The 24,453-nt window shown below is 61.7% G+C and carries 26 protein-coding genes and 1 riboswitch; of the genes, 20 read left to right on the forward strand and 6 right to left on the reverse strand.

Annotated elements, in window-relative coordinates; translation table 11 throughout:
- The first annotated feature begins 81 nt into the window (after positions 1–81).
- The 3 genes from EQV97_RS22860 to htpG all read left to right on the forward strand — a co-directional run bounded on the left by EQV97_RS22860 (position 82) and on the right by htpG (position 2,993).
- Positions 82–558 carry a PaaI family thioesterase gene (locus EQV97_RS22860; protein ID WP_240890112.1) on the forward strand — a complete coding sequence of 159 codons (477 nt, stop codon included), beginning with the start codon at positions 82–84 and terminating at the stop codon, positions 556–558.
- Entirely contained in the window at positions 555–1,007 is a 453-nt protein-coding gene (locus tag EQV97_RS22865; protein ID WP_045060547.1) for a PaaI family thioesterase, read from the forward strand. Before EQV97_RS22860 ends, EQV97_RS22865 begins: the two co-directional genes overlap by 4 nt.
- An 81-nt stretch (positions 1,008–1,088) precedes the next feature.
- The gene (gene htpG / locus EQV97_RS22870; RefSeq protein WP_045060594.1) at positions 1,089–2,993 is read left to right on the forward strand and encodes a molecular chaperone HtpG; all 1,905 of its coding nucleotides are present in this window, start codon (positions 1,089–1,091) and stop codon (positions 2,991–2,993) included.
- Positions 2,994–3,142: 149 nt separating this feature from the next.
- Here htpG and EQV97_RS22875 read toward each other — a convergent pair whose 3' ends face one another.
- Positions 3,143–4,003, reverse strand: coding sequence for a pirin family protein (locus EQV97_RS22875; protein WP_240890113.1), 861 nt, complete (start codon positions 4,001–4,003; stop codon positions 3,143–3,145).
- Between the two features lie 61 nt (positions 4,004–4,064).
- Positions 4,065–4,481, reverse strand: coding sequence for an OsmC family protein (locus tag EQV97_RS22880; RefSeq protein ID WP_240890114.1), 417 nt, complete (start codon positions 4,479–4,481; stop codon positions 4,065–4,067).
- A 153-nt stretch (positions 4,482–4,634) separates the two neighbouring features.
- Between EQV97_RS22880 and EQV97_RS22885 the strand changes: the two genes are divergently transcribed.
- Positions 4,635–5,639, forward strand: coding sequence for an amidohydrolase family protein (locus tag EQV97_RS22885; protein ID WP_122837992.1), 1,005 nt, complete (start codon positions 4,635–4,637; stop codon positions 5,637–5,639).
- A gap of 101 nt (positions 5,640–5,740) precedes the next feature.
- On the opposite strand, the gene EQV97_RS22890 is transcribed toward EQV97_RS22885, so the two are convergent.
- The 3 genes from EQV97_RS22890 to purM are packed head-to-tail and all read right to left on the reverse strand — an operon-like array spanning position 5,741 to position 8,183.
- Positions 5,741–6,454: a DUF3108 domain-containing protein gene (locus EQV97_RS22890; protein WP_122837993.1), complete on the reverse strand. Its 714-nt coding sequence runs from the start codon at positions 6,452–6,454 to the stop codon at positions 5,741–5,743.
- Positions 6,455–6,462: 8 nt separating this feature from the next.
- Positions 6,463–7,113, reverse strand: a complete 651-nt coding sequence (purN, locus tag EQV97_RS22895; protein WP_122837994.1) for a phosphoribosylglycinamide formyltransferase — start codon at positions 7,111–7,113, stop codon at positions 6,463–6,465.
- An 11-nt stretch (positions 7,114–7,124) separates the two neighbouring features.
- Complete coding sequence (gene purM, locus EQV97_RS22900) at positions 7,125–8,183, reverse strand: phosphoribosylformylglycinamidine cyclo-ligase (RefSeq protein ID WP_122837995.1); 1,059 nt, start codon at positions 8,181–8,183, stop codon at positions 7,125–7,127.
- Positions 8,184–8,565: 382 nt separating this feature from the next.
- Between purM and EQV97_RS22905 the strand changes: the two genes are divergently transcribed.
- From EQV97_RS22905 to EQV97_RS22925, 5 genes are all read left to right on the forward strand, one after another.
- Positions 8,566–9,627 (forward strand): DUF2066 domain-containing protein, encoded by a 1,062-nt coding sequence (locus EQV97_RS22905; protein ID WP_122837996.1) that lies wholly within the window; start codon positions 8,566–8,568, stop codon positions 9,625–9,627.
- A 34-nt stretch (positions 9,628–9,661) separates the two neighbouring features.
- The gene (locus tag EQV97_RS22910; RefSeq protein ID WP_122837997.1) at positions 9,662–10,735 is read left to right on the forward strand and encodes an AI-2E family transporter; all 1,074 of its coding nucleotides are present in this window, start codon (positions 9,662–9,664) and stop codon (positions 10,733–10,735) included.
- 228 nt (positions 10,736–10,963) lie between these two features.
- The gene (gene hda / locus EQV97_RS22915; protein WP_045060556.1) at positions 10,964–11,668 is read left to right on the forward strand and encodes a DnaA regulatory inactivator Hda; all 705 of its coding nucleotides are present in this window, start codon (positions 10,964–10,966) and stop codon (positions 11,666–11,668) included.
- 212 nt (positions 11,669–11,880) lie between these two features.
- On the forward strand, positions 11,881–12,522 hold the full coding sequence (locus tag EQV97_RS22920) for an NlpC/P60 family protein (protein ID WP_122837998.1): 642 nt from the start codon (positions 11,881–11,883) through the stop codon (positions 12,520–12,522).
- A 165-nt stretch (positions 12,523–12,687) separates the two neighbouring features.
- Positions 12,688–13,230: a C40 family peptidase gene (locus tag EQV97_RS22925; protein WP_122837999.1), complete on the forward strand. Its 543-nt coding sequence runs from the start codon at positions 12,688–12,690 to the stop codon at positions 13,228–13,230.
- Positions 13,231–13,270: 40 nt separating this feature from the next.
- Here the strand turns inward: EQV97_RS22925 and EQV97_RS22930 are convergent, their stop codons facing one another.
- Positions 13,271–14,584, reverse strand: coding sequence for a sorbosone dehydrogenase family protein (locus EQV97_RS22930; RefSeq protein WP_122838000.1), 1,314 nt, complete (start codon positions 14,582–14,584; stop codon positions 13,271–13,273).
- A 129-nt stretch (positions 14,585–14,713) separates the two neighbouring features.
- A riboswitch (cobalamin riboswitch) is annotated at positions 14,714–14,949 on the forward strand.
- An 80-nt stretch (positions 14,950–15,029) separates the two neighbouring features.
- Between EQV97_RS22930 and cobO the strand changes: the two genes are divergently transcribed.
- The 11 genes from cobO to EQV97_RS22985 all read left to right on the forward strand — a co-directional run bounded on the left by cobO (position 15,030) and on the right by EQV97_RS22985 (position 24,432).
- Positions 15,030–15,641: a cob(I)yrinic acid a,c-diamide adenosyltransferase gene (cobO, locus tag EQV97_RS22935; RefSeq protein WP_225569092.1), complete on the forward strand. Its 612-nt coding sequence runs from the start codon at positions 15,030–15,032 to the stop codon at positions 15,639–15,641.
- On the forward strand, positions 15,638–16,966 hold the full coding sequence (locus EQV97_RS22940; RefSeq protein WP_122838001.1) for a cobyrinate a,c-diamide synthase: 1,329 nt from the start codon (positions 15,638–15,640) through the stop codon (positions 16,964–16,966). Before cobO ends, EQV97_RS22940 begins: the two co-directional genes overlap by 4 nt.
- Entirely contained in the window at positions 16,963–17,613 is a 651-nt protein-coding gene (bluB, locus tag EQV97_RS22945) for a 5,6-dimethylbenzimidazole synthase (RefSeq protein WP_122838002.1), read from the forward strand. Before EQV97_RS22940 ends, bluB begins: the two co-directional genes overlap by 4 nt.
- Entirely contained in the window at positions 17,610–18,518 is a 909-nt protein-coding gene (gene cbiB, locus EQV97_RS22950) for an adenosylcobinamide-phosphate synthase CbiB (RefSeq protein ID WP_045060563.1), read from the forward strand. Before bluB ends, cbiB begins: the two co-directional genes overlap by 4 nt.
- Positions 18,511–19,503, forward strand: coding sequence for a threonine-phosphate decarboxylase CobD (gene cobD / locus EQV97_RS22955; RefSeq protein ID WP_240890115.1), 993 nt, complete (start codon positions 18,511–18,513; stop codon positions 19,501–19,503). The genes cbiB and cobD overlap by 8 nt, the downstream gene beginning before the upstream one ends.
- Positions 19,500–20,951 (forward strand): cobyric acid synthase, encoded by a 1,452-nt coding sequence (locus EQV97_RS22960; protein ID WP_240890116.1) that lies wholly within the window; start codon positions 19,500–19,502, stop codon positions 20,949–20,951. Before cobD ends, EQV97_RS22960 begins: the two co-directional genes overlap by 4 nt.
- 39 nt (positions 20,952–20,990) lie before the next feature.
- The gene (gene cobU / locus EQV97_RS22965; RefSeq protein WP_225569097.1) at positions 20,991–21,512 is read left to right on the forward strand and encodes a bifunctional adenosylcobinamide kinase/adenosylcobinamide-phosphate guanylyltransferase; all 522 of its coding nucleotides are present in this window, start codon (positions 20,991–20,993) and stop codon (positions 21,510–21,512) included.
- Positions 21,509–22,564, forward strand: a complete 1,056-nt coding sequence (cobT, locus tag EQV97_RS22970) for a nicotinate-nucleotide--dimethylbenzimidazole phosphoribosyltransferase (protein WP_240890117.1) — start codon at positions 21,509–21,511, stop codon at positions 22,562–22,564. The genes cobU and cobT overlap by 4 nt, the downstream gene beginning before the upstream one ends.
- Entirely contained in the window at positions 22,561–23,136 is a 576-nt protein-coding gene (gene cobC / locus EQV97_RS22975; RefSeq protein WP_122838007.1) for an alpha-ribazole phosphatase family protein, read from the forward strand. The genes cobT and cobC overlap by 4 nt, the downstream gene beginning before the upstream one ends.
- A 2-nt stretch (positions 23,137–23,138) precedes the next feature.
- On the forward strand, positions 23,139–23,870 hold the full coding sequence (locus EQV97_RS22980) for an adenosylcobinamide-GDP ribazoletransferase (RefSeq protein ID WP_240890118.1): 732 nt from the start codon (positions 23,139–23,141) through the stop codon (positions 23,868–23,870).
- 157 nt (positions 23,871–24,027) lie between these two features.
- The gene (locus EQV97_RS22985; RefSeq protein ID WP_045060570.1) at positions 24,028–24,432 is read left to right on the forward strand and encodes a MarR family transcriptional regulator; all 405 of its coding nucleotides are present in this window, start codon (positions 24,028–24,030) and stop codon (positions 24,430–24,432) included.
- Positions 24,433–24,453: the final 21 nt, after the last annotated feature.

Genomic DNA, 24,453 nt, shown 5'->3' on the forward strand with positions numbered 1-24,453 from the left:
AGATATATAAGAATATTCTTGCAGGAACTTTTGGCGACAGCGCTTGATGCGATTCTTTAACATTTGGAAGGATTTTGATAAATGGCTGAAAACCCCGTTTTTGAGCGCGCGACGCGGTTTCTTTCGGCGTTGAGACACTGTCACGTCCTGGGACTGAGCGTCCACAGCGCCAGCCAGGAGGGGCTCACGGTCATCCTGCCCTATAGCGCCAAAATCGTTGGCAATCCGCAGACGGGCGTCATCCATGGTGGTGCCCTGACCACGCTGATGGACACCGCCTGCGGCATGTCCACGCTCTGTGTGCTGCCTGAATTCGAAGTCTGTCCCACACTCGACCTGCGCATCGACTACATGCACGCGGCTGAACCGCACAAGGATGTGTACGGTTTCGCGCAGTGCTACCGCGTGACCACCGACGTGATCTTCGCCCGTGGTTTCGCTTACCAGGACGATCCCGGGCAACCCATAGCCCATGTGGTCGGCACCTTCATGCGCATGGGCAAGGTGATCAAGGGCAGCAAAGGCACGGGCCCCGCTGTGGCTGGAGGTGCAAAATGAATGACGCCTTCAAGACGCAACTGCAGCAGGCTCATGAGCAGGGCGACTATGCCTCGCTGTTGCACCTGATTCCCTACGCCAAGCTGATCGGTGTCGAATGCTCGCGAGTCGGGGATGAGTTGCTGTTTCGCTTGCCGGCAAACAAGGACAACATTGGTAACCCTTTATTGCCGGCGATCCATGGGGGAGTGATTGCCGGGTTCATGGAGTTGTCTGCAGCGCTGCACCTGCTGGTGTTTACCGGTTCGCCGGGCGTGCCGAAGATCATCGACTTTTCCCTGGATTACCTTCGGGCCGGGCAGTTTCGTGATACCTGGGCCAGATGCCAGGTGTGCCGTCAGGGGCGGCGGGTTGCCAACGTGGCCATTACTGCCTGGCAAAGCACCCAACATGAACCGATTGCCACGGCGCGAGCGCATTTCAAAATCGATGAGCCCTTGAAATCCTGATCCATGCCCCCAACTTTGATGACAACCCGCCGCCGACCCTGAAGGTCGTGGCCACTGCCATCTGATTGGAGTTTGATGACCATGAGTGTGGAAACTCAAAAGGAAACCCTGGGCTTCCAGACCGAGGTGAAGCAGCTGCTGCACCTCATGATCCATTCGCTGTATTCCAACAAGGAAATCTTCCTTCGCGAATTGATCTCGAACGCCTCTGACGCTGTCGACAAATTACGCTTCGAAGCCCTGGCCAAGCCCGAGCTGCTGGAAGGTGGCGCCGAACTGAAAATCCGCGTGAGCTTCGATAAAGACGCCAAAACCGTCACCCTCGAAGACAACGGCATCGGCATGAATCGCGAAGACGCGATCACCCACCTGGGCACCATCGCCAAGTCCGGCACTGCCGACTTCATGAAACACCTGTCGGGCGACCAGAAGAAAGACTCGCACCTGATCGGTCAGTTCGGCGTCGGTTTCTACTCTGCATTCATCGTCGCCGACAAAGTCGACGTGTACAGCCGTCGTGCCGGCGATGCTGCCAGCGAAGGCGTGCACTGGTCGTCCAAGGGCGAAGGCGACTTCGAAGTGGCGACCATCGAGAAAGCCGAGCGCGGCACCCGCATCGTGCTGCACCTGAAATCCGGTGAAGACGAATTCGCTGATGGCTGGCGCCTGCGCAACATCGTCAAGAAGTACTCCGATCACATTGCCTTGCCGATCGAACTGCCAAAAGAAGTCACGGCAGCAGAAGGCGAAGAACAACCGGCCGTTGAATGGGAAACCGTCAACCGCGCCAGTGCCCTGTGGACCCGCCCGCGCAATGACGTGAAGGAAGAGGAGTACCAGGAGTTCTACAAGCACATCGCCCACGATTTCGAAAACCCGCTGAGCTGGAGCCACAACAAGGTCGAAGGCAAGCTGGAATACAGCTCGCTGCTCTACGTACCGGCCCGTGCCCCGTTTGACCTGTACCAGCGCGAAGCGCCGAAAGGCCTGAAGCTGTACGTGCAGCGCGTGTTCGTCATGGATCAGGCCGAATCGTTCCTGCCGCTGTACCTGCGTTTCATCAAAGGCGTGGTCGATTCCAATGACCTGTCGCTGAACGTGTCGCGGGAAATCCTGCAGAAAGACCCGATCATCGACTCGATGAAATCGGCGCTGACCAAACGCGTCCTCGACATGCTGGAAAAACTGGCTAAGAACGAGCCTGAGCAATACAAGGGCTTCTGGAAGAACTTCGGTCAGGTCATGAAAGAAGGCCCGGCAGAAGATTTCGCCAACAAGGAAAAAATCGCCGGCCTGCTGCGTTTTGCCTCCACTCAAGGAGAAGAAGGCGAGCAAGTGGTGTCTCTGGCCGAATACCTGGCTCGCGCCAAGGAAGGTCAGGACAAGATCTATTACCTGACCGGCGAAACCTATGCCCAGGTCAAGAACAGCCCGCACCTGGAAGTCTTCCGCAAGAAAGGCATCGAAGTGCTGCTGCTGACTGACCGTATCGACGAGTGGCTGATGAGCTACCTCAGCGATTTCGACGGCAAGACCTTTGTTGACGTGGCACGCGGTGACCTGGACCTGGGCAACCTGGACTCGGAGGAGGACAAGAAAGCCGCTGAAGAAGTTGCCAAGTCCAAAGAAGGGCTGGTTGAGCGTCTGAAAACTGCGCTAGGCGATTCCGTTGCCGAAGTGCGGGTTTCCCACCGCCTGACCGACTCGCCGGCGATCCTGGCCATCGGCGAACAGGACCTGGGCCTGCAGATGCGCCAGATCCTTGAAGCCAGTGGGCAGAAGGTGCCGGACTCGAAGCCGATTTTCGAATTCAACCCGGCTCACCCGTTGATCGAGAAACTCGACAGCGAGCAGAGCGACGAGCGCTTCGGCGACCTGTCGCACATCCTGTTCGATCAGGCGGCCCTGGCGGCCGGCGACAGCTTGAAGGACCCGGCGGCGTATGTGCGTCGTCTCAACAAGCTGTTGGTTGAGTTGTCGGTTTAACCGAGCTGCAATAAAAAACCCGCTTCGGCGGGTTTTTTATTACCTGTGGCTTTGTTTTAGTTGTGTCAGAGCTGGCCTCTTCGACTCGCCCGCGAAGGCGGCAGTGCTGACACCGTAGCCCTCAAGCCTCAAGCCTCAAGCCTCAAGCCTCAAGGCAACTCAATACGCTCGCTTTCCCCCGGCACTGTCGGCCATTCCCCAGCCGCCCAGCGCCGTCGCGCTTCATCGATCGCCGCCGGGTCACTCGCGACAAAATTCCAGTTGATCCGTCGCGGTCCGTCCAGTGGCGCGCCACCAAACAACACGGCATGACAGTCGCTCTCGGCGAACAGTGTCATCTGTTCCCCGGCCGGCAGCACCACCAGCGAATGCGCTTCAACCGGCTCGCCATTGAGCTGTGCCTCGCCGTCGAGTACATACAGCGCCCGCTCTTCATGTTCGGTGGGAATCAGCAGGGTGGTGGCCGTTTGCAGGTGCAGTTCCGCGTACAAGGTAGGAGAAAGTACCGGCACCGGCGATTCCAGGCAAAAGCCTGAGCCGGCAATCATGCGGATCTGTACCCCAAGGTTGTCACTCACCGGCAAGGTGGCCGCTGGATGGTGGCTGTAATGTCCCGGGCCCTGTTCATGCGCCTTGGGAGAGGCGAGCCAGACCTGCAAGCCATGCATCGTGAAGCCGCGTTCCGTCAAGGCGGCGGGCGTACGCTCCACATGGGCAATGGCGCTGCCCGCGGTCATCCAGCTGACATCACCTGCCGCGACGATCTGATCGGAGCCAATGCTGTCCTTGTGCTGCAGCTGACCCTGAAACAGGTAGGTGAGGGTGGAAAGGCCGATATGCGGATGCTGGCGGATATTCATGCCCGTTCCTGCGGCATAACGGGTTTCGAGCATGTGGTCAAAAAAAACGAAGGGCCCGACGCTGCGGCACCTGGCCGACGGCAACGGGCGAAGAATCGGCTGGCCCGCGACATCTTCGATGCGAGGGCGGATCACGAGCGGAGAGTTCATGGTGCATTCCAGGCTGAGCGGGTGACGCCAAGAGCATAACCCGCCTGCGCAGCCCCTGCCGCTATTGGCTGAATGCACCCTCGGCCAGATGGGTTTCGATGCTGACGTCGGTGGTGGTCATCAGCTTGTGGATAGGGCAGCGATCGGCCACGCGGTGCAGTTCTTCGCGCTGGGCGTCGGTGAGTACGCCCTTGAGCGTCAGCTTGACGTGCAAGGCATATTTACCTTTCTGCTCTTCACTGTTGTCGCGCTTGACCTCGACCGTTACGCCGGTCAGCGGGATGTCTTTCTTTTTGGCGTACATCTTCAGGGTCAGGGCCTTGCAGGCGCCCAGGGCTGCATCGAAATAGTCATGCGGCTCCGGCGCGGTGCCTTCACCCCCTGAAATGGCTGGCACATCGGCAAAGAGTTCATGGTCGTCGATGTGTACGCTGTGGCGAAAACCTTCGGCGGAGACGGTATTGACGGTAACTGTCATGGTGCACCTCGCAGGCAGCAGGAAAAATCGTTCAATAAAAACGGACCGTGAAGTTATAGAGCATTCTGATGAATGAGCGTTCCACTTTCCTATCCGGTGAACCCTGATGCTCCCACGAGGGTCTACGCTGTTCCTGACCGCTGGAGATAGCCCTTGCACCCGTTCCGACTCAGCCTTGCCTGCCTGCTGGCGCTATCAAGCGCCGCGGCCAATGCGCGCGAATATGCCTACAGCGATGCCCATCTGCATTACGTGGATTTTTTCCAGGAAACGGCGGGCATGCCCAAGCTGCTCAAGGCGATGGCTGACAATCGCATCGAGCATGTGATGATCTCCGGTATTCCGGTCGCGAAGAAATGGCATGAAGATGAGCCCAAGCGACCTCGTTACTACGCAGGTGATGATGCGGATGCCTACTGGTACAGCGCAACCGACGTCATAGTGGCGGCGGCAGTGAGCAAGTTGACGCCCGACCAGCGTCAACGTTTTCACCCGTTCCTGTCAGGCTTCAATCCCAACGACAAAAATTCTGCGGCGCATATCCAGCGCATGCTCGACCTCTATCCAGGCTTGTGGCAGGGCATCGGCGAGGTCTTCACCCGGCATGACGACGTCACCGCCTTGACCTCCGGTGACACGCCCCGGGCCAATAACGAGGCCATGACGCGGATTTATCACCTGGCGGCGGAAAATGATCTACCGGTGATGGTGCACTCCAACATCACCTCCAAGCGCGAGAAAAATCCGCTCTACCTCGCGGAAATCGAAGAGCCGTTGCGCAACCATCCGCACACCCGATTCATCTGGGCCCATGCCGGTACCAGTGCGGAAATTCACCGGCACCAGGTCCAGCTGGATTTCCTGCTGCCGACCCTGACTCGCATGCTGGAGGCCTATCCCAATCTGTTCATCGACCTGTCCTGGAGCCTGCTGACCCCGTATCTGCTGGATGAGCAGGGCAAGCCGCGCCAGGAGTGGCTGGCACTGGTGGAGCGCTTTCCGGAGCGTTTCATGGTCGGTTCGGACGTGGTGGGCCGCTTCAACAAGCTCGGCAAGGAAATGCGCAGCTTCGATCCGTTTCTGGATGCGTTGCCCGAGGACGTTGCCAAAAAGGTCGCCCGCGACAATTTCCTCGCAATCCTGCCACGCCCCTTGTAGGAGCGAGCCTGCTCGCGAAAAACCTGAGGGCGCCGCGGGGTGCAAGAAATCGAGGCGAAAAAAAGCCCCGCGATTGCGGGGCTTTTTTTGTCAACTGCGGATCAGCTGCCTTTGACAGCCTTGCCGTTCACCGTACCGTCCAGGAGCATGATGTTGTACTCCTTGCCGTCGGTTTCAACCTGTTGCAGGCGGACCAGCAGGTAATCCCAATCCTTGGCAAACCACAGCACGGTAATTCGCTTGCTCTGAGTTGGATCGCGCACGCGCTCGACCTTGATCGCGTCGATCTGGCCAGCCTTGGTGTCGACTTTTTCCGAACCCAGCACGCGGAAGTCATAAGTATCGACTTCACCATCATCGACCACCTGATAGCTCATGCTTTTCTTGCCGGCCGCCACGTCATGCTGCAGCGCGAGCTGATACGTGGACTTGTCGACCATGCCGCGGTTCAACGGCAGCTTGACCGGGTCACCGCGATCGGTGCCGGTCACCATTTTGGTGGTCCAGTCGAAATCCAGGTCGGCTTTCTTGGCTTTACCCAGACCACCACGTTCGAAGTGGTAGGACTGCGGCAGCAGGGTATCCTTGTCCAGTGTCAGGGTGCTTTCTTCGGACAGGCTGGCGATCATCATCGAAGCCTTGAAGCTGAGCTTCCAGACGCCATTGGCTTCCTTGGTCAGGCTGCGCGATGCCGTGCCGCTCATGGGCAGCTGTTTCCAGTCGGCAGTGTAGCTGGCGGAGAAAGGTTGAAGTTCTGCAGCCTGTGCCAGGGGCAAGGCAAGCAGAGCGCAAGCGAAGAGCAGGGCGCGACGCATAATATCTCCTAGGTTCGAATCAAGTGGCCGCTGGCGGCGAGTAACTGTCCGTCCAGTAAAGCACCTTGCTCATCCAGTGATAAGCGACCTTCGGCAAACCAGCGTACGGCCATCGGGTAGATCAGGTGTTCCTGGGTGTGGACTCGCTGCGCCAGACTCTGCGGCGAATCATGCAACTCTACCGGTATTACTGCCTGTACGACCAGTGGTCCGCCATCGAGTTCCTCGGTGACGAAGTGTACGGAGCAGCCGTGTTCAGTGTCGCCGGCTTCCAGCGCGCGCTGATGAGTGTGTAACCCTTTGTATTTGGGCAGCAGCGAGGGATGGATATTGAGCAGGCGACCCGCATAGTGACGCACGAAATCAGCGCTGAGAATGCGCATGAATCCTGCCAGCACCACGAGTTTGGGGTTGAAGGCGTCAATCAGTTCGATCAGCGCGGCATCGAAGGCCTCGCGGCCATCGAAAGCCTTGTGATCCAGGGAGCGGGTGTCGATACCCGCGTCCCTGGCGCGTTGCAGGCCATAGGCGTCGGCGCGGTTGGAAATCACCGCAGCGATGCGGACCGGGCTGTCGCCGGTCCGCGTGCTGTCGATCAAGGCCTGCAAGTTACTGCCGGTGCCGGAAAGCAGTACCACGACATCACAGGTGGCGGACATCCGCTCTTGCATCAGTGGGCCTTAAGGTTATTCAGTACGACCTGAGCCGCGCCTTCGGCAGCGGTGGAGATCTGACCGATGACCCAAGGCTGCTCGCCAGCTTCGCGCAGGACGTTCAGGGCGCTTTCAACGTGCTCTTGAGCTACGCAGATGACCATGCCAACGCCGCAGTTCAGCACGCGGTGCATTTCGTTTTCGTCGACGTTGCCTTGCTCTTGCAGCCAGTCGAACACGGCAGGGCGAGTCCAGCTAGCAACGTCAACTACCGCCTGGGCGCCTTTTGGCAGAACGCGCGGGATGTTGTCCAGCAGGCCGCCGCCCGTGATGTGGGCCATGGCTTTTACGGCGCCGGTGTCCTTGATCAGCTTGAGCAGCGGCTTGACGTAGATGCGGGTCGGGGCCATCAGCAGGTCGGTCAGCGGCTTGCCTTCGAGCTGGATGTTTTCGATGTCGGCACCGGACACTTCGATGATCTTGCGGATCAGCGAGTAGCCGTTGGAGTGCGGACCCGACGACGGCAGGGCGAGCAGGGCATCGCCGGCAGCGACTTTCGAACCGTCGATGATTTCGGATTTTTCCACGACACCGACGCAGAAGCCGGCCAGGTCGTAGTCTTCGCCTTCGTACATGCCAGGCATTTCAGCGGTTTCGCCGCCGACCAGGGAGCAGCCCGACAGTTCGCAGCCAGCGCCAATGCCGGTGACAACCTGGGTAGCGGTCTCGACGTTCAACTTGCCGGTGGCATAGTAGTCGAGGAAGAACAGTGGCTCGGCGCCGCAGACCACCAGGTCGTTCACGCACATGGCCACCAGGTCGATGCCGATGCTGTCGTGCTTGTTCAGGTTCAGTGCCAGGCGCAGCTTGGTGCCCACGCCGTCGGTGCCGGAAACCAGAACAGGCTGCTTGTAGCCGGCCGGGATTTCGCAGAGGGCGCCGAAACCGCCCAGGCCGCCCATGACTTCCGGGCGCGCAGTGCGCTTGGCGACGCTCTTGATGCGTTCGACCAATGCTTCACCGGCGTCGATGTCTACACCGGCGTCCTTGTAGCTCAGGGAGGGTTGCTTGCTCATGATCCAGGCCTTTAGGGGGGATTCAGGGGTAACGACCGAGTCCAGCGGGACCGCAGGAACAGACGAGGGCGGGTGCCATGCGCGAATTCCAGGGTGCCCGGCTGTTGCCGGTCTGCGAAGGCGCGCGATTTTATCAGGCTTGAAGGGCAGCGGCCATCCTCACGCCGACGGCAGGGGCATATCGGCCGAAAAAAAACCGTCACAGGCCGTATTGGTCGTCTTGCTCATGGCTGTATAAGGTAGCGCCATTAACCGTCTATCGTTAGGACAGTGCAAAAACTTGCCCGGGCCGGGTGAATGTTTTGCCGCAGGGTGTGGTCACAGCCATGCTCGTCCGGTTCACGCGGCCTGTTCCAGCCGCTCCAATAGTCAGGAATCTTTCATGGGTTTTTTTCCGAAATGTTTGTTTGTGGGCTGTCTGTCGCTCTTCAGCCTGGCCGGCCATGCCGAGACGGTTAAAAGTCTGTATCAGGTGCGTCAACCTGTGAGTGGCCAATCGCCGGAGATTCGCGACCAGGCGACCCAGGAAGCACTGGATACGCTGGTGCTGCGCCTGACTGGCGATCCCAAGGCCGCGCAGAACCCCGGCCTGGCCGCCATCCGCAAGGACCCGCAGCAGATCATCAGCCAGTACGGCTTCGAAGCGGGACCGCCGCAAGTGCTGAAAGTCGATTTTGACCCTGCGACCACCGAGCAGGCGCTGCGTCGCGCCGGTTTGTCCCTGTGGGGTGCCAATCGCCCGTCGATCCTGAGTTGGTGGTTGAACGACGCCACTGAGGGTTCGAGCCTGGTCGGTGATGGCCAGGCCAGCGCGACGCCGCTGCGTCGCGCGGCCCAGCATCGAGGGCTGCCATTGCGCTTGCCGCTGGCGGACCTGAGCGAACAACTGGTGGCGACCGGACCGACCCTGGAAGGCGGTGACGCGGCGCCACTGCGCAGCGCCTCGGAACGTTACAACGCCGATGCCCTGCTCGCCGTGCATGCCAAGGAGGAGGGCGGCCAGTGGCAGGCAACCTGGAACTTGTGGATGGGCGACAAGAAAGAAGCAGGCAGCGTGCAGGGTGCCGATCAGGCCGCTGTCGCGGATGCCGTGATGCTCGCGGTCAGTGAACGACTGGCACCGCGTTTTGTGGTCAAGCCAGGCGCGTCTGGCGAGCAGTTACTTGAGGTCCAGGGCATGAACCTGGAGCGCTATGCCGCCCTCGGGCGGTTGCTGGAACCCTTCGGCATGCGCCTGCAGAGCGTCAATGGCGACCGGATTCTCTATCGGGTTCGCGGCAGTGCCGAACAGTTGAAGGCTCAGCTGTCCCTGGCGAAATTGCAGGAGTTGCCAGCCGGGGAGGCACCTGCACCGGTGCCGCCGGTACAGCCTGCAGCCGATGGTGCGGCGCCTGCCGTAGCGCCAGCCCCGGCCCCGGTTCCGCAGTTACGTTTTCGCTGGTAGTTTTTCTTTCCTTATATAGAAGCAGGAGTGGTTCATGGCCGATACGCGGCGTTGGTTCTGGTTGGGTGGAGTCGTCCTGCTCTGCGCGTTTGTCTGGCTGTTGCATCCAATCCTGACGCCGTTCCTGGTGGCGTTGCTGTTGGCCTATCTGTTCGATCCCCTGGTGGACAGGCTGGAGAAGGCCGGGCTATCACGCACTTGGGGTGTGATCGCGGTGTTTGCGCTGTTCACCTTGATCGTCACTACGCTGCTGCTGGTGCTGGTGCCGATGCTGGCCAAGCAAATGCTGCGCCTCTACGAGCTGGCCCCGCAGATGCTCGATTGGCTGCAGCACACGGCACTGCCATGGGCTCAGTCGAAATTCGGCTTGTCGGACGGCTTCTGGAAGTTCGACAAGCTGAAGGCGGCAATCAGCGAGCACATGGGGCAGACCACTGACATCGTCGGTGTGGTGCTGAGCCAGGCAACGGCTTCCAGCCTGGCGGTGATCGGCTGGCTGGCGAACCTGGTGTTGATTCCGGTCGTGAGTTTTTACCTGCTGCGGGACTGGGACCTGATGATGGCCAAGATCCGCAGCCTGCTGCCGCGCGATAGCGAAGAGCGCGTGGTCAGCCTGGCTGGCGAATGCCATGAAGTGCTGGGCGCGTTTGTGCGCGGGCAATTGCTGGTGATGGTGGCGCTGGGCGTCATCTATGCCGCGGGCCTGATGCTCATCGGGCTTGAGCTTGGGCTGTTGATCGGCTTGATCGCCGGCCTCGCGGCCATCGTGCCATACATGGGGTTCGTGATCGGTATCGGTGCTGCGCTGATTGCCGGGCTGTTCCAGTTCGGTGGCGATTTGTACCCCATGATCGGCATCGTTGCCGTGTTCATGGTGGGGCAGGCACTGGAGGGCATGGTGCTCACGCCATTGCTGGTGGGTGACCGTATCGGCCTGCACCCGGTCGCCGTGATATTTGCCATTCTGGCCGGGGGCGAGCTGTTCGGATTCACGGGCATCCTGCTGGCCTTGCCAGTGGCGGCGGTGATCATGGTGCTGGTGCGCCACATGCATGATTTGTATAAGGATTCGGACATCTACAGTGGCGAGGATGAGCCCGAGCTGTAGCGGGCGGCTTTGAGGCCTGACCGCCGCCCGGTCCCGTACCGGGCGGTGTGGTTCACGCCTGCTGCAGACGCCCACACCGTCAGAGAATCTGTCACCAAACCGGCAAGCTAACGCAAACCTTTGATTTTGCTTGTGGTCTGTCGCATTGTGCGGTCAGCCTCACGGGTATAAACTTCGCAAACTTTACACAGAGGCCACTAACGGTTCCGTCGGAACTGTTCAGTCAGCATGAAACCGATTCAGCTGCCCCTAGGTGTGCGTCTGCGTGATGACGCTACCTTTATCAATTATTACCCAGGCGCCAATGCCGCTGCACTCGGCTATGTCGAGCGACTCTGCGAAGCCGACGCCGGCTGGACGGAAAGCCTGATTTACCTGTGGGGCAAGGACGGCGTGGGGCGTACGCACCTGTTGCAGGCCGCCTGTCTGCGCTTCGAACAGATGGGCGAGCCAGCGGTGTATCTGCCACTGGCCGAGCTGCTGGATCGCGGCATCGAAATTCTCGACAACCTCGAACAATACGAACTGGTCTGCCTCGATGATCTGCAGGCGGTGGCCGGGCGCGCGGATTGGGAAGAGGCGCTGTTCCATCTGTTCAATCGCCTGCGCGACAGTGGTCGGCGTCTGTTGATAGCCGCATCGACTTCGCCCCGGGAACTGCCGGTGAAGCTGGCGGACCTCAAGTCACGCTTGACCCTTGCCCTGATATTCCAGATGCGTCCGCTGTCCGACGAAGACAAATTGCGCGCTCTGCAATTGCGCGCTTCCCGTCGCGGCCTGCACCTGACCGACGAAGTAGGGCACTTCATCCTGACCCGCGGCACGCGCAGCATGAGTGCCCTGTTCGAATTGCTGGAGCAACTCGATCAGGCTTCCCTGCAAGCGCAGCGCAAACTCACCATTCCGTTTCTGAAAGAGACGCTGGGCTGGTAAAACCCAGTCCCTGCAGGCTTTTTGCTACTTTTCAGGCACGAGAATATGCGCTTTCCGGCAGGGGCAGGCCGCGCGAGTGTCTAAATAGGGCATTAGCGCTTAGATGAAATCGCGAAACCGAAAAGTCACATAAAGTTCGATTGAATTTGCAAATGAGGATGATAGCGGGCATAGTCTCGGCTTCTTTACAACTATCAGCCACGGTCGTGCCCATGCTAAATCGCTTCGCACCCCTCGTGCCTCTCGCACTCGTTACCCTGTTGTTCGGCTGCGCCGCTCACTCTCCAGTCTCCGAGCCAGCGCCCCAGCAACCGGTTAAATCTTCCGTTACCGCCCAATCCTCTTCCGTTCGTTATCTGGAAACTCCATTCCAGGAAGAGTCGGCTACCGATAAACAACTCGCCAGCTTCGCTGATGGCAAGTCGTACCAGCTGCCGGTTCTGGCAGACAGCATCCTTGAACGCGGCATGTCCCTGATCGGTACCCGTTACCGTTTTGGTGGTACTTCTGAAGCCGGTTTCGACTGCAGCGGTTTCATCGGCTATCTGTTCCGTGAAGAGGCCGGCATGAACCTGCCGCGCTCGACTCGGGAAATGATCAACGTAGATGCCCCGCTGGTTTCTCGCAGCAACCTCAAGCCGGGTGACCTGCTGTTCTTCGCTACCAATGGTCGTCGCGGTCGCGTCAGCCATGCTGGCATCTACCTGGGGGATGACCAGTTCATCCACTCCAGCAGCCGCCGTAGCGGTGGCGTCCGGGTCGACAGCCTGGGTGACAGCTACTGGAGCAAGACCTTCATCGAGGCCAAGCGAGCACTCGCGATGGCACCGACTATCGTCACTGCTCGCAAGTAAGCCTACAGTTTGTAAGGCGAACTTAAAGTCTTACTTGAAGTTTGCTGTATAGCGTCTAGAATCCTGATCTATTATTGATGGCTAACCGCCTGCGCACTGCGCCGGCGGTTTTCTTTTCTGCCCTTCCGGTGGAAACAGCCGCAGCCAGATCAGGGTGTTCTGTATATGAAGACGTCGGCCCGCCTTGTACTTATGATCGCCGCAGCGCTGCTCAGCGCCTGCGCCAGCCGCACTCCGCCGCCAGCTCCGGCACCGGTGATTCGCGCCCCCCTGGTTTTTGGTCCTGCCCAACCCTTTTCCCCTGAAGCCGAAGACGTGCTGTTTCGCGCCCTGGGTCTGGTGGGTACGCCTTACCGCTGGGGCGGCAATACGCCAGACGCCGGTTTTGATTGCAGCGGGCTGATCGGCTATGTGTACCGCGATGTCGCGGGTATCACGCTGCCGCGCACGACCCGCGAGATGATCGGGATGCAGGCGGCCAGTGTGGGCAAGGAAGGGTTGCAGACGGGCGACCTGATTTTCTTCGCCACCAATGGCGGTTCGCAGGTCAGTCATGCCGGAATTTATGTCGGCGAAGGGCGCTTTGTGCATGCGCCTGCCACGGGTGGGACGGTCAAGCTGGACAGCCTGTCCAAGGCCTATTGGCAAAAAGCGTATCTGAGTGCCAAGCGCGTGTTGCAGCCGGAACATTTGGCACGCAATCCGTAGGAGCCGGCAAGCCGGCCCCTACAGGTTTCGGCGTGCAGCGTTACTGGGTGGCCGACACCCGCCATACCTTGTTCCCGACATCATCCGCCACCAGCAGATCCCCCTGCTGATCGATCACCACACCCACCGGCCGGCCCATGGCTTTTTCCTCGTCGTTGAGGAAACCGCTCAGCACATCGATCGGTTGCCCGGTCGGTTTGCCGGCGTTGAACGGCACGAAGATCACCTTGTAGCCGCTGTGGGGTTTGCGGTTCCACGAACCGTGCTGGCCAATGAAAACGCCTTCCTTGAACTGCGCTGGCAAGGTATTGCCTTCGGCGAAGGTCAGGCCGAGAGAGGCGGTATGCGGGCCGACCGCGTAATCCGGGGCAATGGCCTTGGCGACGAGGTCCGGATTCTGGGGCTCGACGCGCACATCGACGTGCTGGCCGTAGTAGCTGTAAGGCCAGCCGTAAAACGCCCCGTCCTTGACCGACGTGATGTAGTCCGGCACCAGGTCGCTGCCGATTTCGTCACGCTCATTGACCGCGGTCCAGAGAGCGCCGGTCTGGGGTTCCCAGGCCATGCCGTTCGGGTTGCGCAGGCCGGAGGCGAAGATGCGGTGATTGCCGGTGGCACGATCCACTTCCCAGATAGCTGCGCGGCCTTCTTCCTGATCCATGCCGTTTTCCGCGACGTTGCTGTTCGATCCTACCGTGACGTACAGCTTGCTGCCGTCCTTGCTGGCAATGACGTTTTTGGTCCAGTGGTGATTCAGCGCGCCGCCCGGCAGGTCGACCACCTTGATCGGCTGAGACTTGATCGTCGTATCGCCGCTTTGATAGTTGAAGCGCAGCAACCGATCGGTGTCCGCGACATACAAGTCGTTGCCCACCAGGGTCATGCCAAACGGCGAGTTGAGATTTTCCAGAAACACCGTGCGGGTCTCGGCGACGCCGTCATGGTCCTTGTCGCGCAGCAGCGTAATGCGGTTCGGGCTGGGCACGCCCGCACCGGCGCGGCCCATGACTTTTTTCATGACCCAGCCCTTGATGCCTTTGCCGTCCTCGGGTTTGGGCGGGGCGTTGGTTTCAGCCACCAGCACATCACCGTTGGGCAGCACATACAGCCAGCGAGGGTGGTCGAGGCCTTCGGCGAATGCGGCCACCTGGGTGCCGGCGGCAGCGGTCGGCTTGGTACCGTCGGGCCAGCCGATGGCCGGGGCGATGTTCACCGTCGGTATAAGGGTCTTGTTCGGTTCCGGCAATTTGGGTGACGGACCGGTGCCGTCGGAGACTTGCAGGCTGGAAGTTTCACCGCAAGCGGCGAGTCCTCCGGCGAGGGCGATGACGAAAACGAGCTGGGGCTTGCGCATGCTGACCTTCCCTATGAATGCATTGACCTGTTTAGTAGAGAAGCGCAAATGCGCGATGGTTCAACGGGGGTAAATCAATTCAGCACCGCAGGCCGGACTTTAATTGACGCTCCACCCCCAACCCTCTAACCTTCGCGGCTTGTTTCAGGTGCCCTGTGACGTCGTCGACAGGGTGAAACAGGGAAGCCGGTGAGTGGTCGCTTTCGAGCAAAGACTGATCATGATCCCGGCGCTGCCCCCGCAACGGTAAATGAGTGAAGACTGCGCCTTGTGCCACTGTGTCGAGCAATCGAGATGGGAAGGCGCGCAGTCAGGCCAACAGCCGCTCATGAGCCCGGAGACCGGCCTGATCCATCCAGCGGCATCACGGTGGGCGATGCCAGGCTTCTTGCCGTCTATTCTTGTGCCTGCCCGCCGTTATCCAGCCCCAACGGAGAGCTTCCCCATGACTGATACCCCCGATCGTGACGAACGTCACCTGGCGCGCATGTTGCGCAAAAAAGCCGTGATCGACGAACGCATTGCCAACTCGCCGAATGAGTGCGGCTTGCTGCTGGTGCTCACCGGCAATGGCAAGGGCAAAAGCAGCTCGGCGTTCGGCATGCTCGCACGATCCATGGGCCATGGCATGCAGTGCGGCGTGGTGCAGTTCATCAAGGGCCGCAACAGCACCGGTGAAGAGTTGTTCTTCCGGCGCTTCCCGGAGCAGGTGCGGTTTCATGTGATGGGCGAAGGCTTCACTTGGGAAACCCAGGATCGCCAGCGCGATATCGCCGCCGCCGAAGCGGCGTGGGCAGTGTCCCGCGAACTGCTGCGTGACCCCTCGATCGGCCTGGTGGTGCTGGATGAATTGAACATCGCGCTCAAGCACGGTTATCTCGATCTCGATCAGGTGCTCAGTGATTTGCAGGCTCGTCCGCCCATGCAGCACGTGGTGGTGACCGGTCGCGGTGCCAAGCCGGAGATGATTGAACTGGCCGACACCGTGACCGAGATGGGCGTGGTCAAGCACGCGTTCCACGCCGGGATCAAGGCGCAAAAAGGCGTCGAGTTGTGAGTCAGCCTCGCTGTTGCCCGGCGGTATTGATTGCAGCGCCGGCTTCCGGCCAAGGCAAGACCACCGTGACCGCTGCGCTGGCCAGGTTGCATCGCAACCAGGGGCGCAAGGTGCGCGTATTCAAGTGCGGCCCGGACTTTCTCGACCCGATGATCCTTGAGCGCGCCAGCGGTGCGCCGGTCTATCAACTGGACATGTGGATGGTCGGCGAGCAGGACAGTCGACGCCTCTTGTGGGAGGCCGCTGGCGAGGCGGACCTGATCCTGATCGAAGGGGTCATGGGGCTGTTCGACGGCACGCCTTCCAGTGCCGACCTTGCGCGGCATTTTGGCGTGCCGGTGCTGGCGGTGATCGACGGCACCGCCATGGCGCAGACCTTCGGCGCCCTGGCTCTGGGGCTGGCGCGCTATCAGGCTGATTTGCCGTTTGCCGGGGTGCTGGCCAATCGCGTGGGCACCTTGCGCCATGCGCAGTTGCTTGAAGGCAGCCTGACTGAGGGGTTGCGCTGGTATGGCGCGTTGTCCCGGGAGACCGGGATCGAGTTGCCCAGTCGTCACCTCGGCCTGGTGCAGGCCAGCGAATTGAACGACCTCGACCTGCGTCTGGATGCCGCCGCTAACGCCTTGGCCAGCAGTTGCGAGGTAGCGTTGCCCCCGGCGGTGGAATTTGCCGCGCCTGATCTGGTTGTTGCCGAACCTTTGCTCGCAGGCGTGCGCATCGCCGTGGCGCGTGATGAGGCCTTTGCATTTACCTATGGTGCGAGCCTGGACCTGTTGCGGGCAATGGGCGCCGAGTTGCGGTTTTTCTCGCCGATTCGTGATGCCGCGTTGCCCGAGGCGGACAGCCTTTACCTGCCAGGCGGTTACCCGGAATTGCACCATGCGGCGCTGGCTGGCAACACCTCGATGCTGGCGGCGATCCGCGCGCACCATGGCGCGGGCAAACCGTTGCTGGCCGAGTGCGGCGGGATGCTTTATCTGCTCGATTCGTTGACCGACGTCGACGGCACGCGTGCCGAACTGGTGGGGTTGCTGGCCGGAGATGCGGTCATGCAAAAGCGCCTGGCTGCATTGGCCTTGCAGGTGGTGGAACTGCCCGAGGGCGCGTTACGTGGGCATACCTACCATCACTCGCTGACCAGCACCGAGCTGGCACCGATTGCCCGCGGGCTGAGCCCGAATGGCGGACGTGGGGCGGAGGCGGTTTATCGTCAGGGGCGGATGACGGCTTCTTATGTGCACTTTTATTTTCCGTCGAATCCGGTTGCGGTGGCGGCATTGTTTTTGCCTGACCGGGAGGGCGCCTTGCTCGCGAAAAGGCCATGACCGACGCCACATTCAGTCAGGCCGAACGCGACGCGGTCTACCGCGCCATCGCCGAACGCCGCGACATGCGCCACTTCAGCGGTGGCACTGTCGAGCCCGAGCTGCTGCGGCGCCTGCTCGAAGCCGCGCACCAGGCCCCCAGTGTCGGCCTGATGCAGCCTTGGCGGTTCCTGCGCATCAGCGATCGCACTGTGCGCGCTCAAATCCAGGGCCTGGTGGAAGAAGAGCGGATCCGTACCGCCCAAGCCCTGGGCGAGCGCACTGACGAATTCATGAAGCTCAAAGTCGAAGGCATCAACGACTGCGCCGAAGTGCTGGTCGCCGCGCTGATGGATGATCGCGAACGCCACATCTTCGGCCGGCGCACCTTGCCGGAAATGGACATCGCCTCGTTGTCCTGCGCCATCCAGAACCTGTGGCTGGCGTCCCGTGCCGAAGGGCTGGGCATGGGCTGGGTTTCGCTATTCGAGCCGCAAGCCCTGGCCGATCTGCTGGGCATGCCGCCGGGAGCAAAACCGATGGCGGTGTTGTGCCTGGGGCCGGTGCAGGAATTTTATCCGGCGCCGATGCTGGTTCTCGAAGGCTGGGCGCAGTCGCGGCCGCTGGGTGAATTGCTGTATGAAAATGTCTGGGGAGAGAGTCAATGAGTGTGGCGTTGTTGACCGTCGCTGCGGTGGGGCTGGATGCGCTGCTGGGCGAACCCAGGCGCTGGCATCCGCTGGTGGCGTTCGGGCGCTTTGCCGATCGCATCGAGCAGCGCTTCAACAGTGGTGGTAGAGGCTGGCGCAGCCATGGCGTGACGGCCTGGGTACTCGCCGTAGTGCCGCTGACCTTACTGGCGACCGCGCTGTCCTGGGCGCCATTGGTGGGCTGGATCGTCGAGATCCTGGCACTTTATTGCGCACTGGGCATGCGCAGCCTTGGCGAGCACGTCGAGCCGGTGGCCAGGGCCCTGCGCAGCGATGACCTGGATGAAGCGCGCACTCGCGTCGGTTACCTGGTCAGCCGCCAGACCAGCGAGCTGGATAAAACCGAAGTCGCCCGCGCGGCCACCGAATCCGTTCTGGAGAATGGTAGCGACGCGGTATTTGCCGCCCTGTTCTGGTTTGTCGTCGCTGGCGCGCCGGGGGTTGTGCTCTACCGCTTGAGCAACACTTTGGATGCCATGTGGGGTTATCGCAACGAACGCTTCGAGCGGTTTGGCTGGGCGGCGGCGAAGATCGACGACGTCCTCAACTACATTCCTGCGCGGCTGGTGGCGTTGACATACGCCTTGCTGGGCAAAACCCGACTGGCACTCAAATGCTGGCGGACCCAGGGGCCGACCTGGGACAGCCCCAATGCCGGTCCGGTCATGGCCGCAGGTGCCGGCGCGCTGGGCGTGGAGCTGGGCGGGGCGGCGATTTACCACGGTGAGCTGCACCAGCGCCCGCCGTTGGGTGAGGGCGTACCGGCGGACGCGGATTCCATCGACCGTGGCTGGCAATTGGTCCAGCGCGGGGTATGGTTGTGGCTGTTGATTATCTGCGTAGGGGCGGAGTTTTATGCTTGAACACGGCGGGCGCTTACGCAAAGCGGCAATCGACTACGGTATCGCCGAAGCCGACTGGCTCGACCTGTCCACTGGCCTCTCGCCCTGGCCGTTTCCCATCCCGCAGATCCCGCTGAGAGCTTGGGCGCGGCTGCCGGAAAGCGATGACGGCCTGGAGCAGGCTGCCTGCGATTATTACGGTGCTGCCCAGGTGCTGCCAGTGGCCGGTTCGCAAATGGCAATCCAGCTGCTGCCGCGTTTGCGCCGGGCCGGCAAGGTCGGCGTGCTGTCACCCTGTTACGCCGAGCACGCCGAAGCCTGGCGCCGCAGCGGCTACATCGTGCGCGAAGTGCTGGAGCAGGAAGTGGATTTTTTTATCGACAACCTGGACGTGCTGGTGGTGGTCAATCCGAACAACCCCACGGGCCTTAGCCTGTCCCCCAAGCGCCTGCTCGACTGGCATTCGCGATTGGCCCAGCGCGGCGGCTGGCTGGTGGTGGACGAGGCCTTCATGGACAACACGCCGCAATTGAGCGTGGCTGCTTATACCCATCAGGTCGGCTTGATCGTCTTGCGATCGTTCGGCAAATTCTTTGGCCTGGCGGGCGTGCGGCTGGGGTTTGTACTGGCCGAGCGCAGATTCCTTAAATTGCTCGCCGAGCAAGTCGGCCCCTGGGCGGTCAGTGGGCCGACCCGCATCCTCGGCCAGGCCTGTCTGCTGGATACCCAAGGGCACATCGGGCAACGTTTGCGCACCGAGGCCGCCAGCAAACGCCTGGCGCTGCTGCTCGAGCAATACGGATTCGTACCACAGGGCGGCTGCGCGCTGTTCCAGTGGCTGATCACCGAGCGCGCCGAAGCACTGTATGAGTTCATGGCGCGGCGCGGCATCCTGGTGCGCCTGTTCACCCACAACAGCAGCCTGCGTTTTGGCCTGCCCGCCGAGGAAGCAGACTGGGCACGCCTGGTGTCAGCCCTTGAAGCCTTCGTCGAGGAAGCACAATGACTACGTTGATGGTGCAGGGCACGACGTCCGACGCTGGCAAGAGCACCCTGGTGACCGCGCTGTGTCGTTGGGTGGTGCGCCAGGGCGTGAGCGTGGTGCCGTTCAAGCCGCAGAACATGGCGCTCAACAGTGCGGTGACCGCCGACGGGGGCGAGATCGGTCGTGCGCAGGCGGTGCAGGCCCAGGCCGCGAATCTCGAGCCTCACACCGACATGAATCCGGTGCTGCTCAAGCCCAACAGCGACACCGGCGCCCAGGTGATCATCCATGGGCGGGCGGTGACGAGCATGAACGCGGTCGCCTACCACGACTACAAGGCCATCGCGATGCAGGCGGTGCTCGCTTCCCATCAACGCTTGAGCGCAGCCTATCCGGTGGTGATGGTGGAAGGCGCCGGTTCGCCTGCGGAAATCAATCTGCGCGCCGGCGACATCGCCAACATGGGCTTCGCCGAGGCTGTCGATTGTCCGGTGGTGTTGATTGCAGACATCAACCGCGGCGGGGTTTTCGCGCACCTGGTGGGCACCCTGGAGTTGCTGTCCGCCAGTGAGCAGGCGCGCGTCAAAGGCTTCATCATTAACCGTTTTCGCGGTGACATCGCCTTGTTGCAACCTGGCCTGGACTGGCTGGAAGCGCGCACTGGCAAACCGGTGATCGGTGTACTGCCGTACGTGATGGACCTGCACCTGGAAGCCGAGGATGGCATCGATCAACGCCAGGCCGACAAGGCGGACCAGGTGCTCAAGGTGGTGGTGCCGGTCTTGCCGCGCATCAGCAACCACACAGATTTCGATCCGCTGCGCCTGCACCCGCAGGTGGACTTGCAGTTCATCGGCCCCGGCCAGGCCATTCCCCCCGCCGACCTGATCATCCTGCCCGGCTCGAAAAGCGTGCGCAGTGATCTTGCCTACCTGCGCGCCAATGCCTGGGACACGGTGATTGACCGTCACCTGCGTTACGGGGGCAAGCTGTTGGGCATCTGCGGCGGCCTGCAGATGCTCGGTGCGCAGGTGCATGATCCGCTGGGTCTGGAAGGGGCGCCCGGTTCCAGCGCAGGGCTGGGCCTGCTGGCCTTTGAAACCCGGCTGGAACAGGAGAAGCAACTGCGCAATGTGCGTGGTCGCCTGGCACTGGAAGATGCGCCGGTCAGCGGCTACGAAATCCATGCGGGCGTGACCACCGGCCCTGCGCTGGAGAATTCGGCAGTGCTGCTGGACGATGGCCGCTGTGATGGCGCGCAGAGCGCCGACGGGCAGATTTTCGGCACATACCTGCACGGTTTGTTCGAGTCGCCGGCGGCCTGCAGTGCGCTGCTGCGCTGGGCCGGTTTGCAGGATGTGCAGGAGGTGGACTATCACGGGCTGCGAGAGCGGGATATCGAGCGGTTGGCGGATCTGGTGGAGCAGCACCTCGATACCGGGCTGTTGCGTGAACTGTGTGGTATCTGAGTGCCCTATCGCCCCACCGAAGATTTCAAGGAACCCACCATGCTGCAACTGATCCTCGGCGGCGCCCGCTCCGGCAAAAGCCGCCTGGCCGAACGGCTCGCCACTGACAGTGAACTGGCTGTCACCTATATAGCCACCAGCCAGCCGCTGGACGGCGAAATGAGCGAACGGGTGGCCCACCATCGTGCGCGGCGGCCGGCCGAATGGGCATTGATCGAAGAACCGTTGGAACTGGCCCGCGTACTGCGCGAAAACGCCCGCGCCGATCGCTGCCTGCTGGTGGATTGCCTGACCCTGTGGCTCACCAATCTGCTGATGCTGGACAACGCCGAACGCCTGTCGGTCGAACGCGACGCTTTACTCGACTGCCTGGCGACCTTGCCGGGTGAAACCATTTTCGTCAGCAACGAGACCGGCATGGGCGTCGTACCGCTGGGCGAGTTGACCCGGCGCTACGTCGATGAGGCCGGCTGGCTGCATCAGGCGCTGGCCGAGCGCTGCCAGCGAGTCGTCCTCACCGTGGCCGGCCTGCCCCTGACTCTCAAAGGAACCGCGTTATGACCCAAGCCTGGTGGCTCAACCCGTGCAAACCCATAGACATTCACGCCGTCGAACAGGCTGAGGCTCGCCAACAGCAGCTGACCAAGCCTTCGGGTTCGCTGGGGCGGCTCGAGTCTGTGGCGGTGCAACTGGCCGGGTTGCAGGGTCAACTGAAGCCGACGCTTGATCAGGTGTGGATCGGCATTTTTGCCGGCGACCATGGCGTCGTTGCCGAAGGCGTCTCTGCGTATCCCCAGGAAGTGACCGGGCAGATGCTGCACAACTTCGTCAGCGGCGGCGCGGCAATCAGCGTGCTGGCACGGCAACTGGGTGCGGCCCTGGAAGTGGTCGATCTCGGCACCGTCAATCCGGGCCTCGACCTCACAGGCGTGCGGCACCTGAACATCGGCCCGGGCACGGCGAATTTCGCCGTGGCTGCGGCGATGACTGCAGCGCAGGGCGCGCTGGCTTTGCAGGCGGGCCGCGACAGCGTCCACCGTGCCAGAGCTGGCGGCGCCCAGCTGTTTATCGGCGGCGAAATGGGCATTGGCAACACCACCGCCGCCAGCGCCCTGGCCTGTGCATTGCTCGATTGCCCGGTAGTGCAAATGACCGGGCCTGGCACCGGACTGAACGCCGCAGGCGTCAGCCATAAAGCCCGGGTCATCGAGCGCGCGCTGGCACTGCACAGTGCCCAGCGTGGCGATCCGTTGCAGACGCTGTTCAACCTCGGCGGTTTCGAGATTGCCGCACTGGTGGGCGCCTATCTGGCCTGTGCGCAGGAAGGGGTGGCGGTGCTGGTGGATGGCTTTATCTGCAGCGTTGCCGCGCTGGTGGCCGTGCGGCTGAATCCGGCGTGCCGGCAATGGCTGTTGTTTGGGCATTGTGGCGCCGAGCCGGGGCATCGGCAGGTGCTTGAGACGCTCGACGCCGAACCCTTGCTGGCGCTCGGCCTGCGCCTGGGCGAAGGCAGTGGTGCCGCGCTGGCCGTACCCTTGCTGCGCCTGGCCTGTGACCTTCACGGGCAGATGGCGACCTTCGCCGAAGCCGCCGTCGCGGACCGCCCGGCATGACCCTGCGCCTGGACGTGTTGCGCCACGGTGAAACCGAACTGGGCGGCGGCCTGCGCGGCAGCATCGACGACGCGCTCACCGACGCCGGTTGGGCACAGATGCGTGCCGCGGTGGCGGATCAGGGGCCTTGGGATCGCCTTGTCAGCTCACCCTTGCAACGCTGCGCGCGGTTTGCAGAGGAGCTCGGCGCGCAACTGGGCGTGCCGGTGCATCAGGACAAGGCTCTGCAGGAGCTGCATTTCGGCGCCTGGGAAGGGCAGAGCGCTGCGGCGCTGATGGAAACCGACGCCGAGGGCCTGGGCTTGTTCTGGGCCGATCCGTATTCGTTCACCCCGCCTCAGGGCGAGCCGGTCGAGGATTTCTCCGCGCGGGTGCTGGGCGCCGTCGAGCGTTTACGCGCCACATATGCGGGGGAGCGGGTCTTGCTGGTCAGTCACGGCGGAGTGATGCGCCTGCTGCTGGCGCGGGCCCGGGGGTTGCCCCGTGAGCAACTGCTGAATGTCGAAGTCGGCCACGGTACGATGTTTGCCCTGGCCGTTGAATCCGCTGGACTGTTGCGGGAAGCGAACTGAGCATGCTGCCATTCTGGATCGCCCTGCAATTCCTCAGCAGCCTGCCGGTACGCCTCCCGGGCATGCCGACACCTCAGGAGCTCGGGCGCTCACTGCTGTTTTATCCGCTGGTGGGGTTGCTGTTTGGCGTAATTTTGTGGGGGCTGAACGGCCTCCTCAATGGCAGCCCTTTAGTGCTGCACGCTGCACTGTTGCTGACGGCCTGGGTGCTGTTGAGCGGCGGCTTGCACCTCGATGGCCTGGCCGACAGCGCTGATGCGTGGCTTGGCGGTTTTGGCGACCGTGAACGCACCCTGACCATCATGAAGGACCCGCGCAGCGGACCGATCGCAGTGGTTACGCTGGTGCTGGCATTGCTGCTTAAATTTGCCGCGTTGCTGGCGTTGATCGAGCAGCAACATGGGGTTTATTTGCTGGTAGTCCCGCTGATTGGGCGCGCTGCCTTGCTGGGGCTGTTTCTGACCACGCCTTATGTGCGTGCCGGCGGGCTGGGGCAGGCGCTGGCTGATCATCTGCCGCGCTCGGCGGGCAAGCGGGTGCTGGCACTCAGTGCATTGGCCTGTGTGCTACTGGCGGGGCTCAATGGGGTGTTTGCGCTGATCATGGCCGGGTTGGCGTTTGCCTGGCTGCGGCAGGTGATGCTGCGGCGATTGGGTGGGACCACCGGGGATACAGCGGGCGCGCTGCTGGAGTTGCTGGAGGTTGGGGTGTTGGTTGGGTTGGTGTTGGTCTGATTAGACATGATTACCTGTGGGAGCAAAGCTTGCTCGCGATTGCTTGCTACCAGGCGACATGACTGCTGAATGTCACATCCCCATCGCGAGCAAGCTTTGCTCCTACGGTTGCTGCAGAAAACTTGATTAATCTCACTCGCGGGTATATACACGCATCATGCTCGACTCCCAATGTTTATGCATCAACCTGCGTCGCGCCGCTCGTGGCGTCAGCAGGCATTACGACGGCGCTCTCGATGGCTTCGGAATCAACGTTGCCCAGTATTCTTTGCTGTGCAACCTGCAACGCCTGGACCAGCCGAGTATTTCCACCCTGGCCGAGGCCATGGGCCTGGATCGCAGCACGCTGGGGCGCAATCTGCGGGTGCTGGAAGGGGAAGGGCTGGTGATGCTGGTCGAGGGCGAGGACATGCGCAATCGCATCGTCAAGCTCACCGACGCCGGCGCCGAACGCCTGGCGGCGGCCTTGCCTGCCTGGGAGGCTGCGCAACAGCGGCTGGTTGATCGCCTGGGGGCGGAAAAACGCGAAACCTTGCTCAAACTGCTGGACGAACTGGCTTGAAGCCGGCGCGTTCGATCATAA

It is taken from the genome of Pseudomonas sp. TMW22090 (genome assembly GCF_022496665.1).
Lineage (GTDB): Bacteria > Pseudomonadota > Gammaproteobacteria > Pseudomonadales > Pseudomonadaceae > Aquipseudomonas > Aquipseudomonas gregormendelii.